Source organism: Blattabacterium cuenoti, assembly GCF_014252115.1.
GTDB lineage: Bacteria > Bacteroidota > Bacteroidia > Flavobacteriales > Blattabacteriaceae > Blattabacterium > Blattabacterium cuenoti_AK.
In genome coordinates this window covers 438,522-457,630 of the sequence record NZ_CP059211.1, presented here as the reverse complement: position 1 = coordinate 457,630, position 19,109 = coordinate 438,522, and the positions used below count along the sequence as shown (strand labels likewise).

General features: G+C 24.5%; 20 protein-coding genes and 1 tRNA gene. 8 read left to right on the top strand and 13 right to left on the bottom strand.

The window, feature by feature from the left end:
* Positions 1 to 29 precede the first annotated feature (29 nt).
* Both H0H44_RS02250 and H0H44_RS02245 read left to right on the top strand, forming a co-directional pair.
* Positions 30 to 1,292, top strand: a complete 1,263-nt coding sequence (locus H0H44_RS02250; RefSeq protein WP_185871515.1) for a bifunctional folylpolyglutamate synthase/dihydrofolate synthase — start codon at positions 30 to 32, stop codon at positions 1,290 to 1,292.
* 44 nt (positions 1,293 to 1,336) lie between these two features.
* A tRNA-Val gene (locus H0H44_RS02245) sits at positions 1,337 to 1,412 on the top strand.
* On the opposite strand, the gene miaA is transcribed toward H0H44_RS02245, so the two are convergent.
* From miaA to H0H44_RS02210, 7 genes are all read right to left on the bottom strand, one after another.
* Positions 1,372 to 2,319, bottom strand: a complete 948-nt coding sequence (miaA, locus tag H0H44_RS02240) for a tRNA (adenosine(37)-N6)-dimethylallyltransferase MiaA (RefSeq protein ID WP_185871945.1) — start codon at positions 2,317 to 2,319, stop codon at positions 1,372 to 1,374. The genes H0H44_RS02245 and miaA overlap by 41 nt on opposite strands.
* Positions 2,316 to 3,401 carry a chorismate synthase gene (aroC, locus tag H0H44_RS02235; RefSeq protein WP_185871514.1) on the bottom strand — a complete coding sequence of 362 codons (1,086 nt, stop codon included), beginning with the start codon at positions 3,399 to 3,401 and terminating at the stop codon, positions 2,316 to 2,318. Before aroC ends, miaA begins: the two co-directional genes overlap by 4 nt.
* An 11-nt stretch (positions 3,402 to 3,412) precedes the next feature.
* Positions 3,413 to 5,053 carry a DEAD/DEAH box helicase gene (locus tag H0H44_RS02230; protein ID WP_185871513.1) on the bottom strand — a complete coding sequence of 547 codons (1,641 nt, stop codon included), beginning with the start codon at positions 5,051 to 5,053 and terminating at the stop codon, positions 3,413 to 3,415.
* Between the two features lie 131 nt (positions 5,054 to 5,184).
* Positions 5,185 to 6,420: an MATE family efflux transporter gene (locus H0H44_RS02225; protein ID WP_238786153.1), complete on the bottom strand. Its 1,236-nt coding sequence runs from the start codon at positions 6,418 to 6,420 to the stop codon at positions 5,185 to 5,187.
* A gap of 149 nt (positions 6,421 to 6,569) precedes the next feature.
* The gene (gene gcvT / locus H0H44_RS02220) at positions 6,570 to 7,682 is read right to left on the bottom strand and encodes a glycine cleavage system aminomethyltransferase GcvT (protein ID WP_185871512.1); all 1,113 of its coding nucleotides are present in this window, start codon (positions 7,680 to 7,682) and stop codon (positions 6,570 to 6,572) included.
* A complete protein-coding gene (locus tag H0H44_RS02215; protein WP_185871511.1) occupies positions 7,669 to 8,079 on the bottom strand; it encodes a 6-pyruvoyl trahydropterin synthase family protein in 411 nt (136 codons plus the stop codon). Before H0H44_RS02215 ends, gcvT begins: the two co-directional genes overlap by 14 nt.
* A gap of 20 nt (positions 8,080 to 8,099) precedes the next feature.
* Positions 8,100 to 8,642, bottom strand: coding sequence for an isopentenyl-diphosphate Delta-isomerase (locus tag H0H44_RS02210; RefSeq protein ID WP_185871510.1), 543 nt, complete (start codon positions 8,640 to 8,642; stop codon positions 8,100 to 8,102).
* Between the two features lie 136 nt (positions 8,643 to 8,778).
* Between H0H44_RS02210 and H0H44_RS02205 the strand changes: the two genes are divergently transcribed.
* Both H0H44_RS02205 and H0H44_RS02200 read left to right on the top strand, forming a co-directional pair.
* On the top strand, positions 8,779 to 9,237 hold the full coding sequence (locus tag H0H44_RS02205; RefSeq protein ID WP_185871509.1) for a PaaI family thioesterase: 459 nt from the start codon (positions 8,779 to 8,781) through the stop codon (positions 9,235 to 9,237).
* Positions 9,221 to 10,270 (top strand): chorismate-binding protein, encoded by a 1,050-nt coding sequence (locus tag H0H44_RS02200; protein WP_185871508.1) that lies wholly within the window; start codon positions 9,221 to 9,223, stop codon positions 10,268 to 10,270. Before H0H44_RS02205 ends, H0H44_RS02200 begins: the two co-directional genes overlap by 17 nt.
* Here the strand turns inward: H0H44_RS02200 and H0H44_RS02195 are convergent.
* Positions 10,263 to 11,555 (bottom strand): NAD(P)/FAD-dependent oxidoreductase, encoded by a 1,293-nt coding sequence (locus H0H44_RS02195; RefSeq protein WP_185871507.1) that lies wholly within the window; start codon positions 11,553 to 11,555, stop codon positions 10,263 to 10,265. The two genes, H0H44_RS02200 and H0H44_RS02195, sit on opposite strands and share 8 nt — an antisense overlap.
* Positions 11,556 to 11,647: 92 nt before the next feature.
* Here H0H44_RS02195 and H0H44_RS02190 point away from each other — a divergent pair, with 92 nt between their 5' ends.
* Positions 11,648 to 12,346, top strand: coding sequence for a zinc metallopeptidase (locus tag H0H44_RS02190; RefSeq protein WP_185871506.1), 699 nt, complete (start codon positions 11,648 to 11,650; stop codon positions 12,344 to 12,346).
* Positions 12,347 to 12,348: 2 nt separating this feature from the next.
* Here the strand turns inward: H0H44_RS02190 and H0H44_RS02185 are convergent, their stop codons facing one another.
* From H0H44_RS02185 to nusB, 4 genes are read right to left on the bottom strand one after another with little or no spacing between them, the layout of a single operon-like run.
* Entirely contained in the window at positions 12,349 to 12,456 is a 108-nt protein-coding gene (locus tag H0H44_RS02185; protein WP_185871505.1) for a 30S ribosomal protein THX, read from the bottom strand.
* A 7-nt stretch (positions 12,457 to 12,463) separates the two neighbouring features.
* The gene (gene coaE, locus H0H44_RS02180) at positions 12,464 to 13,096 is read right to left on the bottom strand and encodes a dephospho-CoA kinase (protein WP_185871504.1); all 633 of its coding nucleotides are present in this window, start codon (positions 13,094 to 13,096) and stop codon (positions 12,464 to 12,466) included.
* A complete protein-coding gene (gene yajC, locus H0H44_RS02175) occupies positions 13,074 to 13,415 on the bottom strand; it encodes a preprotein translocase subunit YajC (protein WP_185871503.1) in 342 nt (113 codons plus the stop codon). Before yajC ends, coaE begins: the two co-directional genes overlap by 23 nt.
* A 23-nt stretch (positions 13,416 to 13,438) precedes the next feature.
* Positions 13,439 to 14,383, bottom strand: coding sequence for a transcription antitermination factor NusB (gene nusB / locus H0H44_RS02170; RefSeq protein ID WP_185871502.1), 945 nt, complete (start codon positions 14,381 to 14,383; stop codon positions 13,439 to 13,441).
* 107 nt (positions 14,384 to 14,490) lie between these two features.
* Between nusB and H0H44_RS02165 the strand changes: the two genes are divergently transcribed.
* The 3 genes from H0H44_RS02165 to H0H44_RS02155 all read left to right on the top strand — a co-directional run bounded on the left by H0H44_RS02165 (position 14,491) and on the right by H0H44_RS02155 (position 17,357).
* A complete protein-coding gene (locus H0H44_RS02165; RefSeq protein ID WP_185871501.1) occupies positions 14,491 to 16,236 on the top strand; it encodes an ABC transporter ATP-binding protein in 1,746 nt (581 codons plus the stop codon).
* A gap of 85 nt (positions 16,237 to 16,321) precedes the next feature.
* Positions 16,322 to 16,726: a DUF3276 family protein gene (locus tag H0H44_RS02160; protein WP_185871500.1), complete on the top strand. Its 405-nt coding sequence runs from the start codon at positions 16,322 to 16,324 to the stop codon at positions 16,724 to 16,726.
* Between the two features lie 151 nt (positions 16,727 to 16,877).
* Complete coding sequence (locus H0H44_RS02155; protein WP_238786119.1) at positions 16,878 to 17,357, top strand: KdsC family phosphatase; 480 nt, start codon at positions 16,878 to 16,880, stop codon at positions 17,355 to 17,357.
* Positions 17,358 to 17,424: 67 nt separating this feature from the next.
* Here H0H44_RS02155 and groL read toward each other — a convergent pair whose 3' ends face one another.
* A complete protein-coding gene (gene groL, locus H0H44_RS02150; protein ID WP_185871498.1) occupies positions 17,425 to 19,068 on the bottom strand; it encodes a chaperonin GroEL in 1,644 nt (547 codons plus the stop codon).
* Positions 19,069 to 19,109 lie beyond the last annotated feature (41 nt).

The window sequence follows — 19,109 nt, the reverse complement described above, 5'->3', positions numbered from 1 at the left end:
CTTGTGAAGTTATTTTTAATAATTAAAACTTGAATTATACAGAAACAGTTAAATGGATGTTTAGACGTCTTCCAGACTATCAAAAAATAGGATTAAAGTCATATAAACCAGGTTTAAAAAGAATACAAAATTTTTGTTCTTATTTAGGAAATCCTCAAAAGTTTTTTAAAAGTATACATGTAGGTGGGACAAATGGAAAAGGATCTACAGTACATATGTTATCTTCTATTTTACAAGAAGAAAAATATAAAATAGGGTTATTTACATCTCCTCATTTAATAGACTTTAGAGAAAGAATCACCTGTAATGGAATTTTGATAGAAAAAGATTTTATTATAAATTTTATAAATGAAAATATAAAATTCATAGAAAAAGAAAAAATTTCATTTTTTGAACTAAATACAGCCTTAGCTTTTCAATACTTTAAAGAAAAAAAAGTAAATATAGCAATAATTGAAGTTGGTATGGGAGGTCGATTAGATTCGACTAATCTAATAATTCCAGAAATTTCTGTCATTACAAATATTAGTATAGATCATACAGAAACTCTTGGAAATAATCAATTGAAAATAGCTTTAGAAAAAGCTGGAATTATAAAAAAAAATGTATCAATAATAATAGGAAGAAAAATATCAGGAGATGTTAGATATCTTTTCCTTCAAGAAGCTTTAAAAAAAAATGCTCCAATTTATTTTTCTGTAAAATCTAAAAAAGATTCTCAATATAAAATACCTTTTCAAGCAGATTATCAAGATATAAACAAAAATATAGTATTAAAAACTATAAATATTCTACATCATAGAAAACATATTATAATATCTAATAAATCAATAAAAAAAGGATTAAAAAATGTGATAAAAAATACTAATTTTAAAGGACGTTGGCAAATTTTACAAAAAAAAAATCCAAAAATAGTTTGTGATATTGCCCATAATGAAGAAGGTTCATATATAATTGGAAATCAATTGAAAAAAGAATCATATGAAAAACTTCATTTAGTGTTAGGTTTTGTAAAAGAAAAAAAAGTAGATAAATTTTTAAAAAATTTTCCAATTGAATCTTTTTATTATTTTTGTCAACCCAATATAAGTAGAAAATATTCTATCAAAGATTTAATAAAACTAGTTGATAAAACATTTAAATTTAAAAATCGTAAAAAAATAAATTTTTTTTTTTCTGTAAAAGAAGCTTTTTTTTTGGCAAAGAAAAAAGCCAGTAAAAATGATTTGATTTTAATCAGTGGAAGTACGTTTGTTGTATCAGAGATATTATTATTATACCATAATAAATGATTTTTTTTCTTACATTTGAAAAATTCAAATGAAAGATTCAAATAGGGCAATTAGCTCAGTTTGGTTTAGAGCATCTGTTTTACAAGCAGGAGGTCACTGGTTCAAATCCAGTATTGCCCACTTTTTTTAAAACAAAATTTAATATTTTATCTTTTTTGATTGGATCAAACCATATAATAGATGTGTCTTTTTTATACCATGTATATTGTCTTTTTGCATATCTCCTAGTGTTTCTTTTTATTTTTTCTACACTTTTATTTAGATCATTTTTTTCAGAAGAAAAAAATTCAAACATTTCTTTATAACCTATAGTTTGTAAACTATTTAAATTTCTATAGTGATAATAAAGTTTAGCTTCTTCTAAGAAACCTATTTTCATCATATGATCTACTCTAGTGTTTATTTTAGAATAGATTTTAGATCTTGGCATTGTGAGTCCTATTTTCAAAATAAAGAAATCTCTTTTTATTTTTTTTTTATAAAAAAAAGAAGGATCCTTTCCCGTAGATTGAACGATTTCTAAATATCGAATTAAACGTCTAGGGTTGAAAATATCGATATTTATATCTGTTGATTTCCATAATTTTTTCGATTTTAAAAATTCTTTTTGTAAAAAAGAAATCCCTTCTTTTTTAAAATGAAAAATTAAATGATTTCTAATATCTAAATTGATTTTTGGAAATTCTGATAACCCTTCTGTTACTGCTTTTTCATATAAACTAGATCCTCCCACCATGATTAATATAGGGTACTTAGTAAATAAGTTATGAATTTTTTTTAAGAAATCGATTTCAAACAATTTTGCATTGTAAACTTGATGGATACTTAAATGTCCGATAAAATGATGCGGAATACGAGATAATTCATCTATAGTAGGTGTAGAAGTTCCTATTTTTAATTCTTTATAGAATTGTCTCGAATCACAAGATAAAATTTGTGTTTTTAATTTTTCAGCTAAAAATAAGGATATAGCAGTTTTTCCTACACAAGTAGGACCTAAAATAAAAATGAGAAATTTTTGGTTCAATTTTTAATTGAAGAATATTTAGATAGTTTAGCATACATCCAGTAGTCTGCTAAAACTAAAGCAGTCATGGATTCAACAATAGGAATAGCACGAGGTAAAACACAAGGATCATGTCTACCTTTTCCTTCTATAAGAATAAAATTTCCATTTTTATCTATAGTTCTCTGTTTTTTCATTATGGTAGCTACAGGTTTAAACGCAATTTTAAAATAAATATCCATTCCATTTGAAATACCACCTTGTATTCCTCCGGATAAATTTGTTTTGGTTTTTCCATTTTTTTGAAATAAGTCATTGTGTTGAGAACCGGTTAATTTAGTTCCACGAAAACCACTTCCATATTCAAATCCTTTCACTGCATTAATAGAAAGCATTGCTTTTCCTAACTCTGCGTGTAATTTATTAAAAACGGGTTCACCAATTCCTATTGGAATATTTTTAATTACACAAGTAATAGTTCCTCCAATTGTGTCTCCTTGATTTTTTATTTTCTTAATTTTATATATCATTTTTTTCGCAGTATCCGAATCAGGACATCTTATAGGATTTTTTTCTATTGATTCTCTGGATAAATCTAATTCTTTATAAGATTTATTTATAGATATATCTCCGACAGAAGAAACATAAGATGTAATTGTAATATTTTTTATTAACTGTTTAGCGATAGCACCAGCTACTACTCTGCATATTGTTTCTCTTGCTGAAGAACGTCCTCCTCCTCTGTAATCTCTTATTCCATATTTTAATTCATATGTTAAGTCTGAATGTGAAGGACGATAAACATCTCGAATATGATGATAGTCATCCGATTTATGGTCTTTATTATAAATAACAAATCCAATGGGTGTACCTGTAGTTTCATTATCAATAATTCCAGATAAAAAATTTACTTTATCAGGTTCATTTCTTTGAGTAACTATAGATGATTGTCCGGGTTTTCTTCTATTTAATTCATTTTGAATTTCTTGAAAATCTAACTTTATTCCTGCTGGACATCCATCAATAACACCACCTAATGCTATTCCATGACTTTCTCCAAAAGTGCTAACTCTAAATAAATTTCCAAAAATATTCCCTGCCATAAAAAAATTTTTTAGTTTTGAATTTCTATTGAAAAAGGTTTACCTAAGTGATTTATTTTACTCATTCCTATTAATATTTTATTTTTGTAACGTTTTTCTACTTCAAATAATGAAGAATTTGATAAAATTTCTATATGACCAATATTGATATGTAAATTATTAGCTGCTTGGTTAATTAAGTTTATTAAACCTAATTTTGTCAATTTATCTTTAGATCCTATATTTAAAAATAGTTTTGAAAAAAATTCTTTTTTTAATTTTTTCGTTTTAGGAAAAATTCTTTTTTTATTGTATGATATTTTATAATTTTTTTTCTGAGAAGTAGAATTTAAATCTTTAGAATTTTTATAAAAATTTATAAAATTTTTATATTCCATCCAATAAAAACGTTTTATTAATTCTTTTTTATCAAAAAGTTCTAGATTTTTTTGTATTTCAGGAACAAATTTTCTTATTATTTTTTCATCCACAACTACTTTTTTTATTTTTTCTATAAAAAAGAAAAGTTGTTTTTGGCATATTTCATCTCCAGTAGGAACCATAACTCGTTCAAAATTTTTTCCAATTTTTTTCTCAAATTCTTTTAATTTTCTAAATTCTTTGGTTTGAATAATACAAACAGAAATCCCTGTTTTTCCGGCTCTTCCGGTACGACCACTCCTATGTACATAAATTTCACTTTCTTTTGGAAGATTATAATTAATAACATGAGTAATGTTATTAACATCTAAACCACGTGCAGCAACGTCTGTTGCCACAAGTAGTTGAAAATTTTTATTTCTAAACCTATTCATAACAGATTCACGTTGTGCTTGTGAAAGATCTCCATATAAAGCATCAGCTTGATAACCATCTTTTACTAAAAATTCTGCTATTTCTTTAGTTTCTTTTTTAGTACTGCAAAATACAATGCCATAAATATCAGGATTAATATCTACAATTCTTTTCAAAACTAAATATTTCTTATTAAAATTTTCTATCATATAATAAACGTGTTTAATATCATCTGATCCTGTATTTTTTTTTCCTGTGACAATTTCTACAGGATTTATCAAATACTTATGAGCTATTACGTTCATGTATTTTGACATTGTTGCTGAAAACAATAAGCTTTGTCTTTTTTTCGGTAATTTCTCTACTATAGAATCTAATTCATCTTTAAATCCCATATTAAGCATTTCGTCTGCTTCATCAAGTACTAAATATTTAGTTTCATCAAAATATAATTTTTTCCTTCTGATTAAATCAAGAATTCTTCCTGGAGTTCCTACTACAATATGAGTTTTATTTTTTAAAGATTTTATTTGAGAATTGATATTAGCACCTCCATATAAAGAAACAATTTTTATAGATAATGAAAATTTTGCAAAACGAAAAAGATCACGTGTTATTTGTATACATAATTCTCTTGTAGGACATAAAATTAAAGCTTGAGGAAAAGTAAATTTAAAATTTATCTTTTGAATAATAGGGAGACCAAAAGCAGCTGTTTTTCCTGTTCCTGTTTGGGCTAATGCTATAATATCTCTTTCTGAAGAAAATAAAAAAGGAATTACTTTTTCTTGTATTGGTGTTGGATATTTAAAACCAATATCTTCTATTGCTTGAATTATATTTTTATTAAAAAAATTGTATTCTTGAAATGTTTTCATATAAAGAATGATAAAAATGCTATTAAAAATTTAATCTCAATATGTTTATGTTGGATAACAAATATAAATATTAAATACGAACTATAATATTCAATATATGTGTAATTATATTGTTGAATTTTAAATATTTATTATTTTTTTTCTATAAGTCTTCTGATGATAGTTTTATATCTTACAAAAAGTAAGATAGCTGATATAGTTAACCCAAAACCTAATCCAATCCAAACCCCTATTCCTCCTATTTTGGTAGATAAAAACCATCCTGTGGGTATGGCAATGATCCAATAAGAAAAAAAACTGATCCACATAGGAATATGTACATCTTGTAACCCTCTTAATGCTCCTAAAATAATACCTTGTAATCCATCAGATAATTGAAAAATACTGGCAATTGCAATCATTTTTTCTGCAAGTTTAATAACTTCATCATCATTTTTTATATAAATATGAGGAATATAACTTCGAAAGAAAAAAAATAAAAAACTACAAATAGACATAAAAATAATACCCATAATAAAAATGGATTCTCCTATTTTTTTCAATTCTAAATAATTTCTTAGAGCTAATTGATTTCCTATTCTTATTGTAGCAACTACAGAAAAACCTGTATTCAAAAGAAAAGTAGAAGAAATTAAACTAATAACTATTTGATGAGCAGCTAAAGTTTTGATTCCACAATTTCCTGATATAAAAGAAGAAATAGAAAATGCACTCATTTCGAATAACATATGTAACCCAGAAGGGATTCCTATTTTTAATATTTTTTTTATATATGTTTTTTCTAAAATAGAATATTTTAATTGTTGATAATAATTATGTACTTTTTTGCATTTATATAACAAAATAAAAATACCTATTAGCATGATAATACGAGATATTAAAGTAGCATAAGCTATACCAATAATTCCTTTTTTAGGAAAACCATAAAGACCATGAATGAAAATATAATTTAATATAATATTAATAAAAACAGAAATCCAAGTTACAATCAAACTAGGAATAACTAAAGATAAACCTTCTGAAAATTTCCTAAAAACTTCGAATATCATCCAGGGAATAAAAGAAATGGATACTATTCTCAAAAAAGAAATGGTTTCATTTAATATTTCTTCAGGTTGACCTAAATAGGGAAAGACGTAAAAAAATATATACGTAAATCCATACATGAATACAGATAAAAAAAAATTTAAAATTAATCCATGATATAAAATAACAGCTCCTTTTTTATACTCTTTTTTTGCATCTGTAGATGCAATTAAAGAAGAAATAGATGTAGATATTCCTAATCCAAAAATAATTATAATAAAAAAAACAGCATTGGCTAATGAAACGGAAGCTAAAGCTTTTTTCCCCAAAAAACCAATCATCATGTTATCAGATAAACCTATACATATTACGCCTAATTGAGTAAAAAATACTGGAACAGCTAACAAGAAATTTTTCTTAAAATGTTTTATTGTGTTCCTTAAATTTTTGATAAAAATTTGTGATATGATAATATGATAATCATCTCTATTCAATTTATGATTGAAATAAAAGGTAATTTTACTATTTTAATAGGAACTTTCTTTTTTCTTATAAAAAGAAAAACAGAATTTATTTTTTTTCTATTTCTGTTTAAGTATCCTATTCCAATTCCTTTTTTTAAAATTGGGGAATAAACACCAGAAGTCACATAGCCGATATCAATTTCATTTTCATCCATTAATAAATACCCATGTCTCGGAATTATATCTTCTTCTACAATAAAAGATATGAACTTTTTGTAAGTTCCTTTTTTTTTTTGTTTTTCTAATACCTTTTTTGCTATAAATTCTTTTTCAAATTTAACTATCCAATTTAAATTAGCTTCTATAGGTGTTACTTTTTCAGAAATATCTTGTCCATACAAACGATATCCCATTTCTAATCTTAAAGAATTTCTACTAGCTATTCCACAAGGAACTATTTTATTATCTATTTTTAGAATATCATTCCATATTTTTTTTGCATATTCATTAGGAATATAGATTTCTATTCCTTTAGATCCTGTATATCCTGTACGAGAAATCAATACATTTTTCACTTTTGAAAATTTTCCTATTTCAAAATGATAAAAAGAGATTTTATTTAATGGAATATCAGTTAACTTTTGAATACAAAACAGAGATTTTGGCCCTTGAACGGATAAAATAGAATATTTTAAAGAAGTATCTATTAATTCTACATTATAATATTCATATTTTTTGATCTGATCATTTATCCATTTTTTATTTTTTTCAATATTAACAGCATTAACGATGAACAAAAATTTTTTCTCTGAAATTTTATAAATAACTAAATCATCTATAATTCCTCCTTTATCATTAATTAAACAAGTATATTGAGCTTGTTTGATTCTAATCTTAGATAGATCATTAGTAGTAAGATACTGAATGAGATTTTTAGAATGTTCTCCTTTCAAAATAAATTTTCCCATATGACTTATATCAAAAATTCCAGCATAATTTCTCACATTCATATGTTCTATTAAAGAAGAAGAATACTGAAGTGGCATATAAAAACCAGCATAATTTCTCATTTTAGCACCTAAACGGATATGTTCATCGTATAAAATTGTTTTTTTAATATTTTTGTTATTTTCCGTCATATTCAACAAAGTTATTTTTCGTTTCGTATAAAATTATTTTTAAACCCAAGTTAGAAGAAATTCTTTTATTTATTTGATTCCACATGAAAACAACTATATTTTCTATGGTAGGATTTATAGATGAAAATTCTTTAATATCTAAATTAATATTTTTATGATCAAAAAGTTTTTCTATTTCATCGTATAGAATATATTTTAATTTTTGTAAATTGAAAACAAATCCCGTTTTCGGATCTATCTCTCCTGTAATACTTACGATATATTCATAATTGTGTCCATGATAATTTAAATGTGCACATTTGCCAAATGTATCAATGTTTTTTTGGTAATCCCAATGATTATTATAAAGTCTGTGTGCAGCACTAAAATATCCTTTTCGACTTATGGTAGCTATCATTTTTTTAATATTTTTTTATACTATTTTTGTAATTGACTTAAATAATCTTTAATAATAATTTTCAACCAAATAGTATAAGATTCCGGATTGATATAAATATTTTCAATCAATTCATTTAATGAAATCCATTTCCAATTATCTACCTCCTCAAAATTTATAATTGGAGATCTTTCATAAAATCCAACAAAAACATGATCTAATTCATTCTCTATCATACCATTACTAAAAAATTCATAATAAGTAAAGCTAAATTTTTTTTCTAAAAAACAATCAAACCCCATCTCTTCCATTAAACAACGATGTGCTGCTTTTAAAATAGATTCATTCCTTCTAGGATGACTACAACAAGTATTAGTCCAGAGTAAAGATGAATGATATTTTTTTGAAGATCTTTTCTGTATCATTAAATTGTTATTTAAATCAAAAATAAAAATAGAAACAGCACTATGTAACAAACCTTCTATATGAATTTTTTTTTTACTTTCAAATCCTATAATTTTATTTTTCCTTCCTATCAAAGGAATAAGATATTTATCATATCGATTTCCTTTTATTTTTTTCATATTTAACTAATTTTTTGGGTTGAATTCCTAATTCAGTTATATTTTATTAAATAAAGTAATAAAGTAATATAATGTAAATTGTTCGCATGATATTTATTTTATTTCTTTTTTTGTTTATTGTATAGTATAATACACAATGATAAAGGTAATTCAAGAATTATTGAATAAATTAAATAATTTAATAAAAGAAAATGCATTGATGAATACAATGCAAATCCAATTTATTTTTTTATCTTCTAAATTGGACATATTAGTAGCAAAAATGCCTGTAAGTCATAAAATATTTCAACCTTTTGGTTATTTGCATGGGGGAGCTGTCATGATTTTAGCTGAAAGTGTTGGAAGTTCTATTTCTTTTATAAATATTAAAAATGAAAAAAAAAATAGTTCTAACGTTTTTAGTATTGAGATTTCTGCAAATCATGTTAAATCTGTAAAAAAAGGAATTCTTTTTGCAAAAGCCAAAATTTTCCATAAAGGAAATATTTTACATTTTATTAAAATTGATGTTTACGATGAAAATAAAAATATCATTAGTTTTTGTAAACTAACTAATATTATAATGACGAAAAATAAATATGTCAATAGAAATTAGTGTTTTTTCTTTATACAAAAAAGTTATACAAAATTATCATAGACATAATAATTTTGTGGTTTTTAGAAAACCGTATGATAAAAAAATATTTTTTTATTCCCATTATAATTATTCTGTAACCGTAAAATTTTTTTTGATTAAAAGTTTCAATCAAAATCATACTATAAAAATATTTCCTAAAGAAATCTATTACGTAGATATAAAAAATATTTATAAAGAAAAAAAAATTTTTCCTTTTTCTTGGGAGAAAAATTCTTCTTTCTTAACTTATTCTTACAAATATAAAAATTTAATAGAAAAAGGTATTGATAATATAAAACAAGGAAAATTAAAAAAAATTGTTTTATCTAGATCTATGAAAATTCCTTTTCGGAATTTTTATTTTAAAAATACATTTACAAGATTAATCACATCTTATCCTAATGCTTTAATTAGTTTATGGTACGATTTTAATCATGGGTTTTGGATGGGATGTTCTCCAGAACTTCTAATGGAATGTTATAATAAAAAATTAAAAATTTCAGCTTTAGCAGGAACCGTTTGGGGATATAATAAATGGACAAAAAAAGAAATAGATGAACATAAAATTGTAATAAAATATATTATTGATCTATTAAAATCTTATAAAGGAAATCTTCATATAAAAGATACTAAAATTATAAAGACAGGTCATTTACAACATTTAGAAACTCCAATTTTTTTTTCTTTTCATGAAGAACCTGATTATTATCAAATATTAAATCGTTTACATCCAACTCCTTCTGTATGTGGATTTCCCAAAAAAAAATCCTTAGATTTTATTTGTAAAAATGAAGGATATAAAAGAGATTTTTACACAGGATATATTGGAATAATTAATCAAAATAATATGGAATTATATCTTAATTTAAGATGTGTAAAAATACAAGAAGAAAAAAAAGAAATGATTTTATACGCTGGAAGTGGTGTTACTATAGATAGTAATATAAATCAAGAGTATCTGGAAACAGAAAATAAAATAAAAAATATTCTTTCTCAACTTGTTTTTAAATAATTTTTTTTCTATAAAATGGTCTTATGATTAAACGTACACTTTTATTATAATGAAAATATTGAATAATCCAATTTGTTAAAGCTATTGCTCTATTTCTAAAACCTACTAAACTAACTAAATGAACAAACATCCAAACAATCCATGCTAAAAAACCTTTTAATTTTAAACAAGGAAAATCACATACTGCTTTATTTCTACCAATAGTAGCCATTGAACCTAAATTTTTGTAGACAAAAGGTTTCATATTATAACTTTTACCATCTACTAAAAAATAATTCAAATTTTTAGCTAGATAATTTCCTTGTTGTATGGCAGGCTGAGCTGTCATAGGATGACCATTAGGATAATTTTTGTTTCCATACATATAGGCTATATCTCCAATAGCAAAAATATTTTCATATCTTATAGTTTTAAGATAATTATCTACTAAAATTCTGTTTCCTATTATATCTTCTTTTAAGAATCCTTTTATGATTGCACCTTTAACTCCTGCTGCCCATATGACATTAGAAGATTCTATTTTTTGATCTTTTTCCATAAAAACTATTTCTCCATTATAATCTTTTACTAAACAATTTAACCAAATAATTACACCTAATTCTTTCAAGTTTTTATAAGCTTGTCTAGCTGATTGTTCAGACATACCATCTAGTAATCTAGAAGTAGCTTGTAATAGATGAATATTCATATGTTGAATATCTAAATCAGGATAATCATATGGTAATACATATTTTTTCATTTCAGCTAATGCTCCGGCTAACTCTACTCCAGTAGGACCTCCTCCTACAATGACAAAAGTCATAAGTCTTTTCTTTTCTTTGTCATTTTTCATTAATAAAGCAGATTCAAAATCCTGTAAAATCAGACTCCTTAAATTTAAGGCTTCTGGAATAGATTTCATGGGTAAAGCAAAAGATTCTATATTTTTATTTCCAAAATAATTAGTTATAGATCCTGTTGCTATAATCAAATAATCATAGGATAAAATTCCTATATTCGTATGTATTTTTTGTTTTTTTATATTGATATAATGAACTACAGCTAATCTAAAAAAAAAGTTTTTAGTTTTTTTTATAATATTTCTAATAGAATGTGCTATAGAATCTGGTTCTAAACCTGCTGTAGCTACTTGATATAACAAAGGTTGAAAAGTGTGATAATTATTTTTATCTATAAGAACAACTTGAAATTTGTCTCTTCTTAATTTTTTTGCTACTTGTAATCCAGCAAAACCACCACCAATAATGACGATTCTTTTTAAATTGTTGACTCTTGGGATATTCATAGTCAAAAGTTTGACATACTTAAGTATAAGCTAATTTATATATTTTCATTTTAATTAATAAATTAATAATTTTGTTAGAAAATATATTTAGTATGACTTATTATTTCATTGTGGGAGTTATATTTTTAGTAAGTATTGTTTTTGATACAATATTAAAAAATAAGTTATTAGCTTATTCTAAGCTAAATTTACAATCACGCATGAATGGAAAAGAAATAGCAGAAAAAATGTTAGAAGATCATGGAATCCATGATGTCCATGTTCTTTCTTCAGAAGGAGAATTAACTGACCATTATAATCCTATGAATAAAACAATTAATTTGAGTGAAAATATTTACAATAATAGCAATACAGCTTCGGCTGCAATAGCTTCTCATGAATGTGGACATGCTTTACAACATAAATTAGGTTATGATTTATTAAAATTGCGAAATCGTTTAATTCCTATTTTAAATTTTAGTTCTAAATTTATAAATTTGGCAATAATATCTGGATTAACTGTTTTTTATAGTTCAGGAGGGAAAGATACTTTAATTCTAAAACTAGGAATAGGATTATTCTTTTTAGTTGTAATTTTTTCTTTTGTTACATTACCTATAGAATTTGACGCAAGTAATAGAGCTTTAACTTGGATTAGAAATAAAAATATAGTTAATTATCAGGAATATCAAAAGGCTAAAGAATCATTAAATTGGGCAGCTATGACTTATGTGGTTTCTGCTTTAGCTAGTTTAGCTCAGCTCATGTATTTTTTATCCTTTTTTACTGAAAGAAAAAATGAACATTTTTAATATCATTTTCCTTTTTTCTTTTTTCTTGTATTTCTTGGATTTGGTCTGAGATTTCCATAAGTCTTATTTCTTATTTTTCCCCTTTTAGTTTTTTTGTCTCCTTTACCCATATTCTATTTATTTTTTTATTAGTTTTTTTAAGTGTTTAAATATTATATCTGACTCATTTTGAAAATTTTGTATAGAAAAATCGTTTCTAATTATAAAATCTGATTTCTTTTTTCTTTTTTTATTAGATATTTGATTTTTTAAACGGTCTATAATTTGATTTTCATTTAAATTATCTCTTTTCATGATTCTTTCAATCATATTTTCCTTTGTTGAAATTGTTGTAATAATAAAATCACATTTTTTATAACTTTTAGTTTCAAATAATAAAGCTGACTCTTTTATTGCATAGATTGTTTTATTTACTTTTGTAATAGATAACATCCATTTTTTAAAATCAATTGATATCCATGGATGTACAATGCTACATAATAATTTTAGTGCTATAGGGTTTTTAAATACAATTTGAGATAAATAAGTTTTATTTATTATATTTTTTTTATAAGAATCTTTACCAAAAAATTTTATAATATTTTCTTTTATAATTCTTATTTTATTCATAAGTATTTTTCCTTTTTTATCTGAATAATAAACAGGAACTCCTTTTTTTTTGAAAAAAGAGGAAAGTAAGCTTTTACCGGATCCCATTTTTCCCGTTATACCTATTAGTTTTATTTGATTATTTCTTCTTTTTTTTATCATAATCAATTGTGTTCGTACTATTTTTATTATTACTATAACGTAATTGGGTTAATTCTTTTGAAATTGTATTTTTTTCAAGTTTTATTTTACCTGTTATAGTCTCCAGTATACAAAAATGATCTACAATATCTATGATTTTACCATGTAATCCTGAATTTGTTACTATATGATTTCCTTTTTTTAAGTTTTCTTGAAATTGTTTTTCAATTTTTTGTTTTTTTATTTGAGGACGTATCATAAAAAAATAAAATATAATTAAAATTAATACAAACATCCAAATAGTGTTTGTAATAGAATTTTGTTGTAATGAAAAAAACATAAAATATAATATTTTGAGTATATTTACATGAGCCCCTTACCTGTTTTGAAAATTTTATTTTTTTTATATAAAAATCTAAATATTTGATCTAATATTCCATTAATAAAAATTTTGCTTTTTTCCATACAAAAAATTTTTGTAATTTCTATGTATTCGTTTATAGTTGCTTTAGGAGGAATATTTGGAAAGTATAAAAATTCACAAATAGCCATTTGCAATATAATCAAATCTATAATTGCTATTCTTTTTATATCCCAATTATTTGATATGTTGCTGATTAAATTATTAAATTCTTCTTTATGGAAAAGAGTATTTCGATATAAATCAATAATGAATTTTTTATTTTTATCATTTTTATAAATATTATACAACTCAAAATTTTGAGGAGTGGAATGATTAATGAATTGTAAAGTTTTACATACCATACTATGAGCTATATATAAATCTTCTTCTACATTTATATTAAAATGATATAAGTTTTCTATGTATTCCATTAATTTTTTATTTGGAATGACAAAATTTTTATAATACTTTATTAAAAATCTTTTTTCTTCTTCGAAAGAAGAAGATTTTTTATAATATTTTTTGCAAAAACTTGATTTTTGTATTTCTTGCAATAAAATAAAAACATATTTGTCTTGTTGATTCCATAAAATTTTTTCAGAATTTTTTGTAGAATGGTATTCTTCTATTAAATATTTATTTTTGGATAGTATTTTTATCACTGAATTATATGCAAATTTTTGTATAATATCTGTTTTATTTTTATTATTATATAAATTTTTCTTTAAATTTAATGCGTTTTCTCTAATTTTTAGAATTAAATATAGAAGAAAAATATATAGATCATGTAATGATTCAATACTTTGAAGCATATTTTCTTCAATTTTATTTGAATCCATTTTAGATAAATGTTGAGCATATAAAAATTGTAAACTTCTTATCCTAAAGCGTCGTCTTATTGACATTTTTTTGTTATAATAAAATAATGTTGATTTTTATTCACGACAAAATTTTTTGTACAATTATATAAATAAAAAATTAAACTTAAAAAGTTTGTATTTTTGTGTGTTATATGGGTGATTTATTTGCTTTTAGCAAAAAATATTGTCAAAAGTACAAATTACGTTTGTGTATTGGATTTTTATTAATTTTATTATCAAATATTTTAACTGTACTTCCTATTCATTATATAGGAAAATCTATTAATACCATAAAAAATATATTTACAAGTCTTTCAAAGACATCATATCCTCTTTCTACCTATTTAAAAAAAGATATTTGTCTTTATACCAGTGTGATATTGATAGTTCCAATTATAGGTGGTTTTGTAAAATATCATATGCGGCAATGTATAATAACTACGTCTAGAATGATAGAATTTGACATAAAAAATGAAATTTTTTTACATTATCAAAAATTAAGTTTGTCTTTTTATAAAAAAAATTCTACAGGAGATTTAATGAATCGTCTTACAGAAGACGTATCTTTTATCAGACAGTATATAGGTCCTGGTATAATGTATTTTTTGAATCTTATTGTTCTTTTTTTTATAGTTGTTATGCAAATGTTACGGATTAATAAAATATTAACTTTTTATGTTATTTTACCTATTCCCATTCTTTTTATTTTTGTATACTATATTAGTATTTATATTACCAATAAAAGTGAAGAAGTTCAAAAATTTCAGTCTATTATATGCTCTTTTATACAGGAAACTTTTTCAGGAATCCATATTATTAAATCATTTGTATCGGAATCTTTTTTTCAAGAAAAACATAAGAAAATTATACTAAAATATCAAAAGAAAAATATAGAATTGGCTAAAATAGATACTATATTATCTTCAGTTATTATTTTTTTTATAGGAACTTGTCATTTGATAATTCTTTTTTTTGGAGGTAAAAAATATTTTGAGGGAGAAATAAAAGAAATTGGAATTATTGCTGAATTTTTCACATATATAAATGTTTTAATTTTTCCTTTTATTATATTAGGATGGGTTGTTTCTATTTTAGAAAGAGCTAAAGTATCGCAAGTTCGTATTAGCGAATTTTTGAAAGAAAAACCTGAAATATTAAATAATAATTCAATAAAAAATACAAAAATATCTGGAAAAATTCAATTTAGAAATGTAAGTTTTTTTTATTGCAAAAATAAAATAATTCAAAATAAAAAAAACAATACAATTAATAAAATAACATTTACTCTAATGAGAGGAAAAACTTTAATCTTAACAGGGGAAACAGGATCAGGTAAAACAACGATAGGTAGATTAATATCTCGTTTTTATGATCCACATAAAGGAGAAATATTAATAGATAATTTATCGTTAAAAGATCATAATTTATATGATTTTAGAAAAAATATAGGTTATGTTCCTCAAGAATCTTTTCTTTTTTCAGATTCTATTTATAATAATATACTTTTTGGAAGTGTAAAACAAGTTTCACCATATGAAGTATATAACGCAGCTAGAATAGCTATGATAGAAAATGATATTCTAAATTTTAAAAATGGATACAAAACTATTATAGGAGAAAAAGGAATTACTTTATCTGGAGGTCAAAAACAAAGAATATGTATCGCTAGAGCTATTATAAGAAAACCTAAAATTCTTATATTTGATGATAGTTTTTCTTCCATAGATCAAAAAACCAGAAAATTAATTATTTATTATATTAAAAAAAATATGAGATTTAGTACTATAATTATTATAACTCATGATATTTCTTATGTTTCTGATTTTGATTTATTTATTGTTTTAAAAAATGGAAGAATATCAAAAATAAAAAGTTATAGTTTTTTTTTAAAAAATTAATTTCAGATAATTATAGTAAAAAAAAATGGTCTATACCATTTTTTTTGTTTAGATTTGTCTAATCGGGATTATAATAATTTTTGAAATGGACGAAAAAGAAAATATCAAAGAAAGAAATGAAATTTGTTCACGAACTCTAAAAACTGGTAGTCGTACTTATTTTTTTGATGCGAGAGAAACAAGAGCTGGTGATTATTATCTGACAATAACTGAAAGTAAGAAAAATTTTTCTGAAACAGGAGAAATAACTTATAAAAAACACAAAATTTATTTGTACAAAGAAGATTTCTCAAAGTTTCAAAGTATACTTGATGATATGATTCGATTTATCATTAATGAAAAAGGAAGAGAAGTTATTTCAGAACGTCATCAAAAAGATTTTAAAAATCATCATACTACATATAATCAAGGAATTAAGGATAAGGATACACAACAAAAAAAAACATCAGATATAAAAAATTTTACAGATATCAATTTTGAAGATATCTAATTTAAGATTTAGAGATTTTTTTATTATTTAGTTTCAGTACTATTTATATTATAGTTCTATGTTTTTTTAAGGATTAAGAATTAAATAATATAAATCCAGTTATGTTTATTTGGTAGGTAGAGAGAAGTGTATGAAAAATTATATGAATATAATGAACGATATTAATACTTTCATATTCGATGTGGATGGAGTATTGACTGATTGTACTTTAAATTTGTTTCCAAATGGAAATTTGGTTAGAAAAATGTATTCTAAAGATGGATATGCAATACAATTGGCGAAAAAAAAGGGATATAATTTATGTATCATAACAAGGGGGCAAGATTTAATGGTTTTTAGACGTTTAAGAAATTTGAATATTCCCTATATTTACCAAGGGGTAGATAATAAAAAAAAATATTTAGATGAATATTGTAACATTCTAAACATTTCTAAAAAAAAAATTCTTTATATGGGAGATGATATTCCTGATATAGAAATTATGAAATCTGTAGCTTTACCTTGTTCTCCAATAGATGCAGTACAAGAAGTAAAAAATGTATCTAAATATATTTCCCCTAAAAAAGGGGGAAAAGGATGTGTAAGAGATGTTATCGAAAAAACTTTGAAAATTCAAAAAAATTGGTTTTAGTTATTAGTTAGTTATTGTGATGTAAAAAAAAAAATAGTGCCTTTTTTAAAAGACACTATTTTTTTTTTTACATCATTCCGCCCATTCCTCCCCCTCCAGCACCTGGCATTGGTGGTGCAGCGTTAATTTCATCTTTCTTTATTTCTGTAACAACACACTCAGTAGTTAATAACATTCCTGATACAGAAGCGGCATTTTCTAAGGCAACTCTAGCAACTTTTGTTGGATCTATAATCCCTTCTACTATCATATTTTTATATTCTCCAATTTTAGCATCGTACCCAAAATCTCCTTTTCCTTCTGCCACTTTAGCTACAACTACAGATCCTTCACCTCCTGCGTTAGCTACAATCTGACGTAGAGGTTCTTCAAGAGATCTTCTAACTATTTGTATTCCAGTATCTTGATCTGAATTATCTCCTTTTGTATGATCTAAAGATTTTATAGCTCGAACTAAGGCAACTCCACCACCAGCTACTATTCCTTCTTCTACAGCAGCTCTAGTAGCATTTAAAGCATCATCTACACGATCTTTTTTTTCTTTCATTTCAACTTCAGAAGCAGCTCCGACATAAAGAACAGCTACACCACCAGCTAGTTTTGCAAGACGTTCTTGTAATTTTTCTTTATCATAATCTGATGTAGTAGATTCTATTTGAGCTTTAATTTGATCTACACGAGCTCTTATATCTTTTTTACTTCCCCCTCCATTGACAATGGTAGTATTATCTTTATCTATAATCACTCTTTCTGCTTTCCCCAACATGTGTAGCTTTACATCCTCTAATTTACTTCCTGTTTCTTCAGAAATAACGGTTCCCCCTGTTAATATGGCAATATCCTCCAACATAGCCTTTCTCCTATCTCCAAATCCAGGAGCTTTGATAGCTGCCACTTTCAAAGTACCTCGTATTTTATTGACTACTAATGTAGCTAATGCTTCACCTTCTACTTCTTCAGAAATAATTAATAAAGGTTTACCAGATTGGGCTACAGGTTCCAATATTGGTAACAAATCTTTCATTGCTGCTATTTTCTTATCAGATAATAAAATTTGAGGTTGGTCAAATTCTGTTATCATTTTTTCGGTATTTGTTACAAAATAAGGAGACTGATAACCTCTGTCAAACTGCATTCCTTCAACTACATCTACAGATGTATCTGTACCTTTTGCTTCTTCTACAGTAATAACTCCTTCTTTTCCTACTTTTTCAAAAGCATCGGCTATTAAAGCTCCTGTTTTTTCATCATTATTTGCAGAAATAGAAGCAACTTGTTTTATTTTCTCTGTATTTCCTCCAACTTCTCGAGTTTGTTTTTTTAAATCTAAAATAACAACTTCTAAAGCTTTATCTATACCTCTTTTTAAATCCATAGGGTTAGCTCCTGCTGCCACATTTTTTAATCCTTCTCTAACAATAGCTTGAGCTAACACAGTGGCCGTTGTTGTTCCATCTCCAGCTACATCATTGGTTTTAGAAGCTACTTCTTTTACCATTTGAGCCCCCAAATTTTCTATAGGATCTTCTAATTCTATTTCTTTTGCAACAGTTACACCATCTTTAGTTACTTGAGGTCCACCAAAAGATTTTTGCAATACAACGTTTCTACCTTTTGGTCCCAAAGTCACTTTAACTGCATTTGCTAATGCATCCACACCTTTTTTTAACTTATCTCTCGCTTCAATATCAAATTTAATATCTTTTGCCATAATTTTTTTAGTTTAATAAATTTTTATATAAATGAATTTTC

Excerpts from the sequence above, each read along its gene's own strand:
- nusB (WP_185871502.1), bottom strand. The coding sequence starts at position 14,383 with ATGTCAATAAGACGACGCTTTAGGATAAGAAGTTTACAATTTTTATAT.
- gcvT (WP_185871512.1), bottom strand. The coding sequence starts at position 7,682 with ATGACGGAAAATAACAAAAATATTAAAAAAACAATTTTATACGATGAA.
- H0H44_RS02200 (WP_185871508.1), top strand. The coding sequence starts at position 9,221 with ATGTCAATAGAAATTAGTGTTTTTTCTTTATACAAAAAAGTTATACAA.
- groL (WP_185871498.1), bottom strand. The coding sequence starts at position 19,068 with ATGGCAAAAGATATTAAATTTGATATTGAAGCGAGAGATAAGTTAAAA.
- yajC (WP_185871503.1), bottom strand. The coding sequence starts at position 13,415 with ATGTTTTTTTCATTACAACAAAATTCTATTACAAACACTATTTGGATG.
- H0H44_RS02210 (WP_185871510.1), bottom strand. The coding sequence starts at position 8,642 with ATGAAAAAAATAAAAGGAAATCGATATGATAAATATCTTATTCCTTTG.
- H0H44_RS02165 (WP_185871501.1), top strand. The coding sequence starts at position 14,491 with ATGGGTGATTTATTTGCTTTTAGCAAAAAATATTGTCAAAAGTACAAA.
- H0H44_RS02185 (WP_185871505.1), bottom strand. The coding sequence starts at position 12,456 with ATGGGTAAAGGAGACAAAAAAACTAAAAGGGGAAAAATAAGAAATAAG.
- H0H44_RS02155 (WP_238786119.1), top strand. The coding sequence starts at position 16,878 with ATGAACGATATTAATACTTTCATATTCGATGTGGATGGAGTATTGACT.
- H0H44_RS02225 (WP_238786153.1), bottom strand. The coding sequence starts at position 6,420 with ATGATTGGTTTTTTGGGGAAAAAAGCTTTAGCTTCCGTTTCATTAGCC.
- aroC (WP_185871514.1), bottom strand. The coding sequence starts at position 3,401 with ATGGCAGGGAATATTTTTGGAAATTTATTTAGAGTTAGCACTTTTGGA.
- H0H44_RS02160 (WP_185871500.1), top strand. The coding sequence starts at position 16,322 with ATGGACGAAAAAGAAAATATCAAAGAAAGAAATGAAATTTGTTCACGA.
- H0H44_RS02190 (WP_185871506.1), top strand. The coding sequence starts at position 11,648 with ATGACTTATTATTTCATTGTGGGAGTTATATTTTTAGTAAGTATTGTT.
- H0H44_RS02195 (WP_185871507.1), bottom strand. The coding sequence starts at position 11,555 with ATGAATATCCCAAGAGTCAACAATTTAAAAAGAATCGTCATTATTGGT.
- H0H44_RS02230 (WP_185871513.1), bottom strand. The coding sequence starts at position 5,053 with ATGAAAACATTTCAAGAATACAATTTTTTTAATAAAAATATAATTCAA.
- coaE (WP_185871504.1), bottom strand. The coding sequence starts at position 13,096 with ATGATAAAAAAAAGAAGAAATAATCAAATAAAACTAATAGGTATAACG.
- H0H44_RS02205 (WP_185871509.1), top strand. The coding sequence starts at position 8,779 with ATGATAAAGGTAATTCAAGAATTATTGAATAAATTAAATAATTTAATA.
- H0H44_RS02215 (WP_185871511.1), bottom strand. The coding sequence starts at position 8,079 with ATGATAGCTACCATAAGTCGAAAAGGATATTTTAGTGCTGCACACAGA.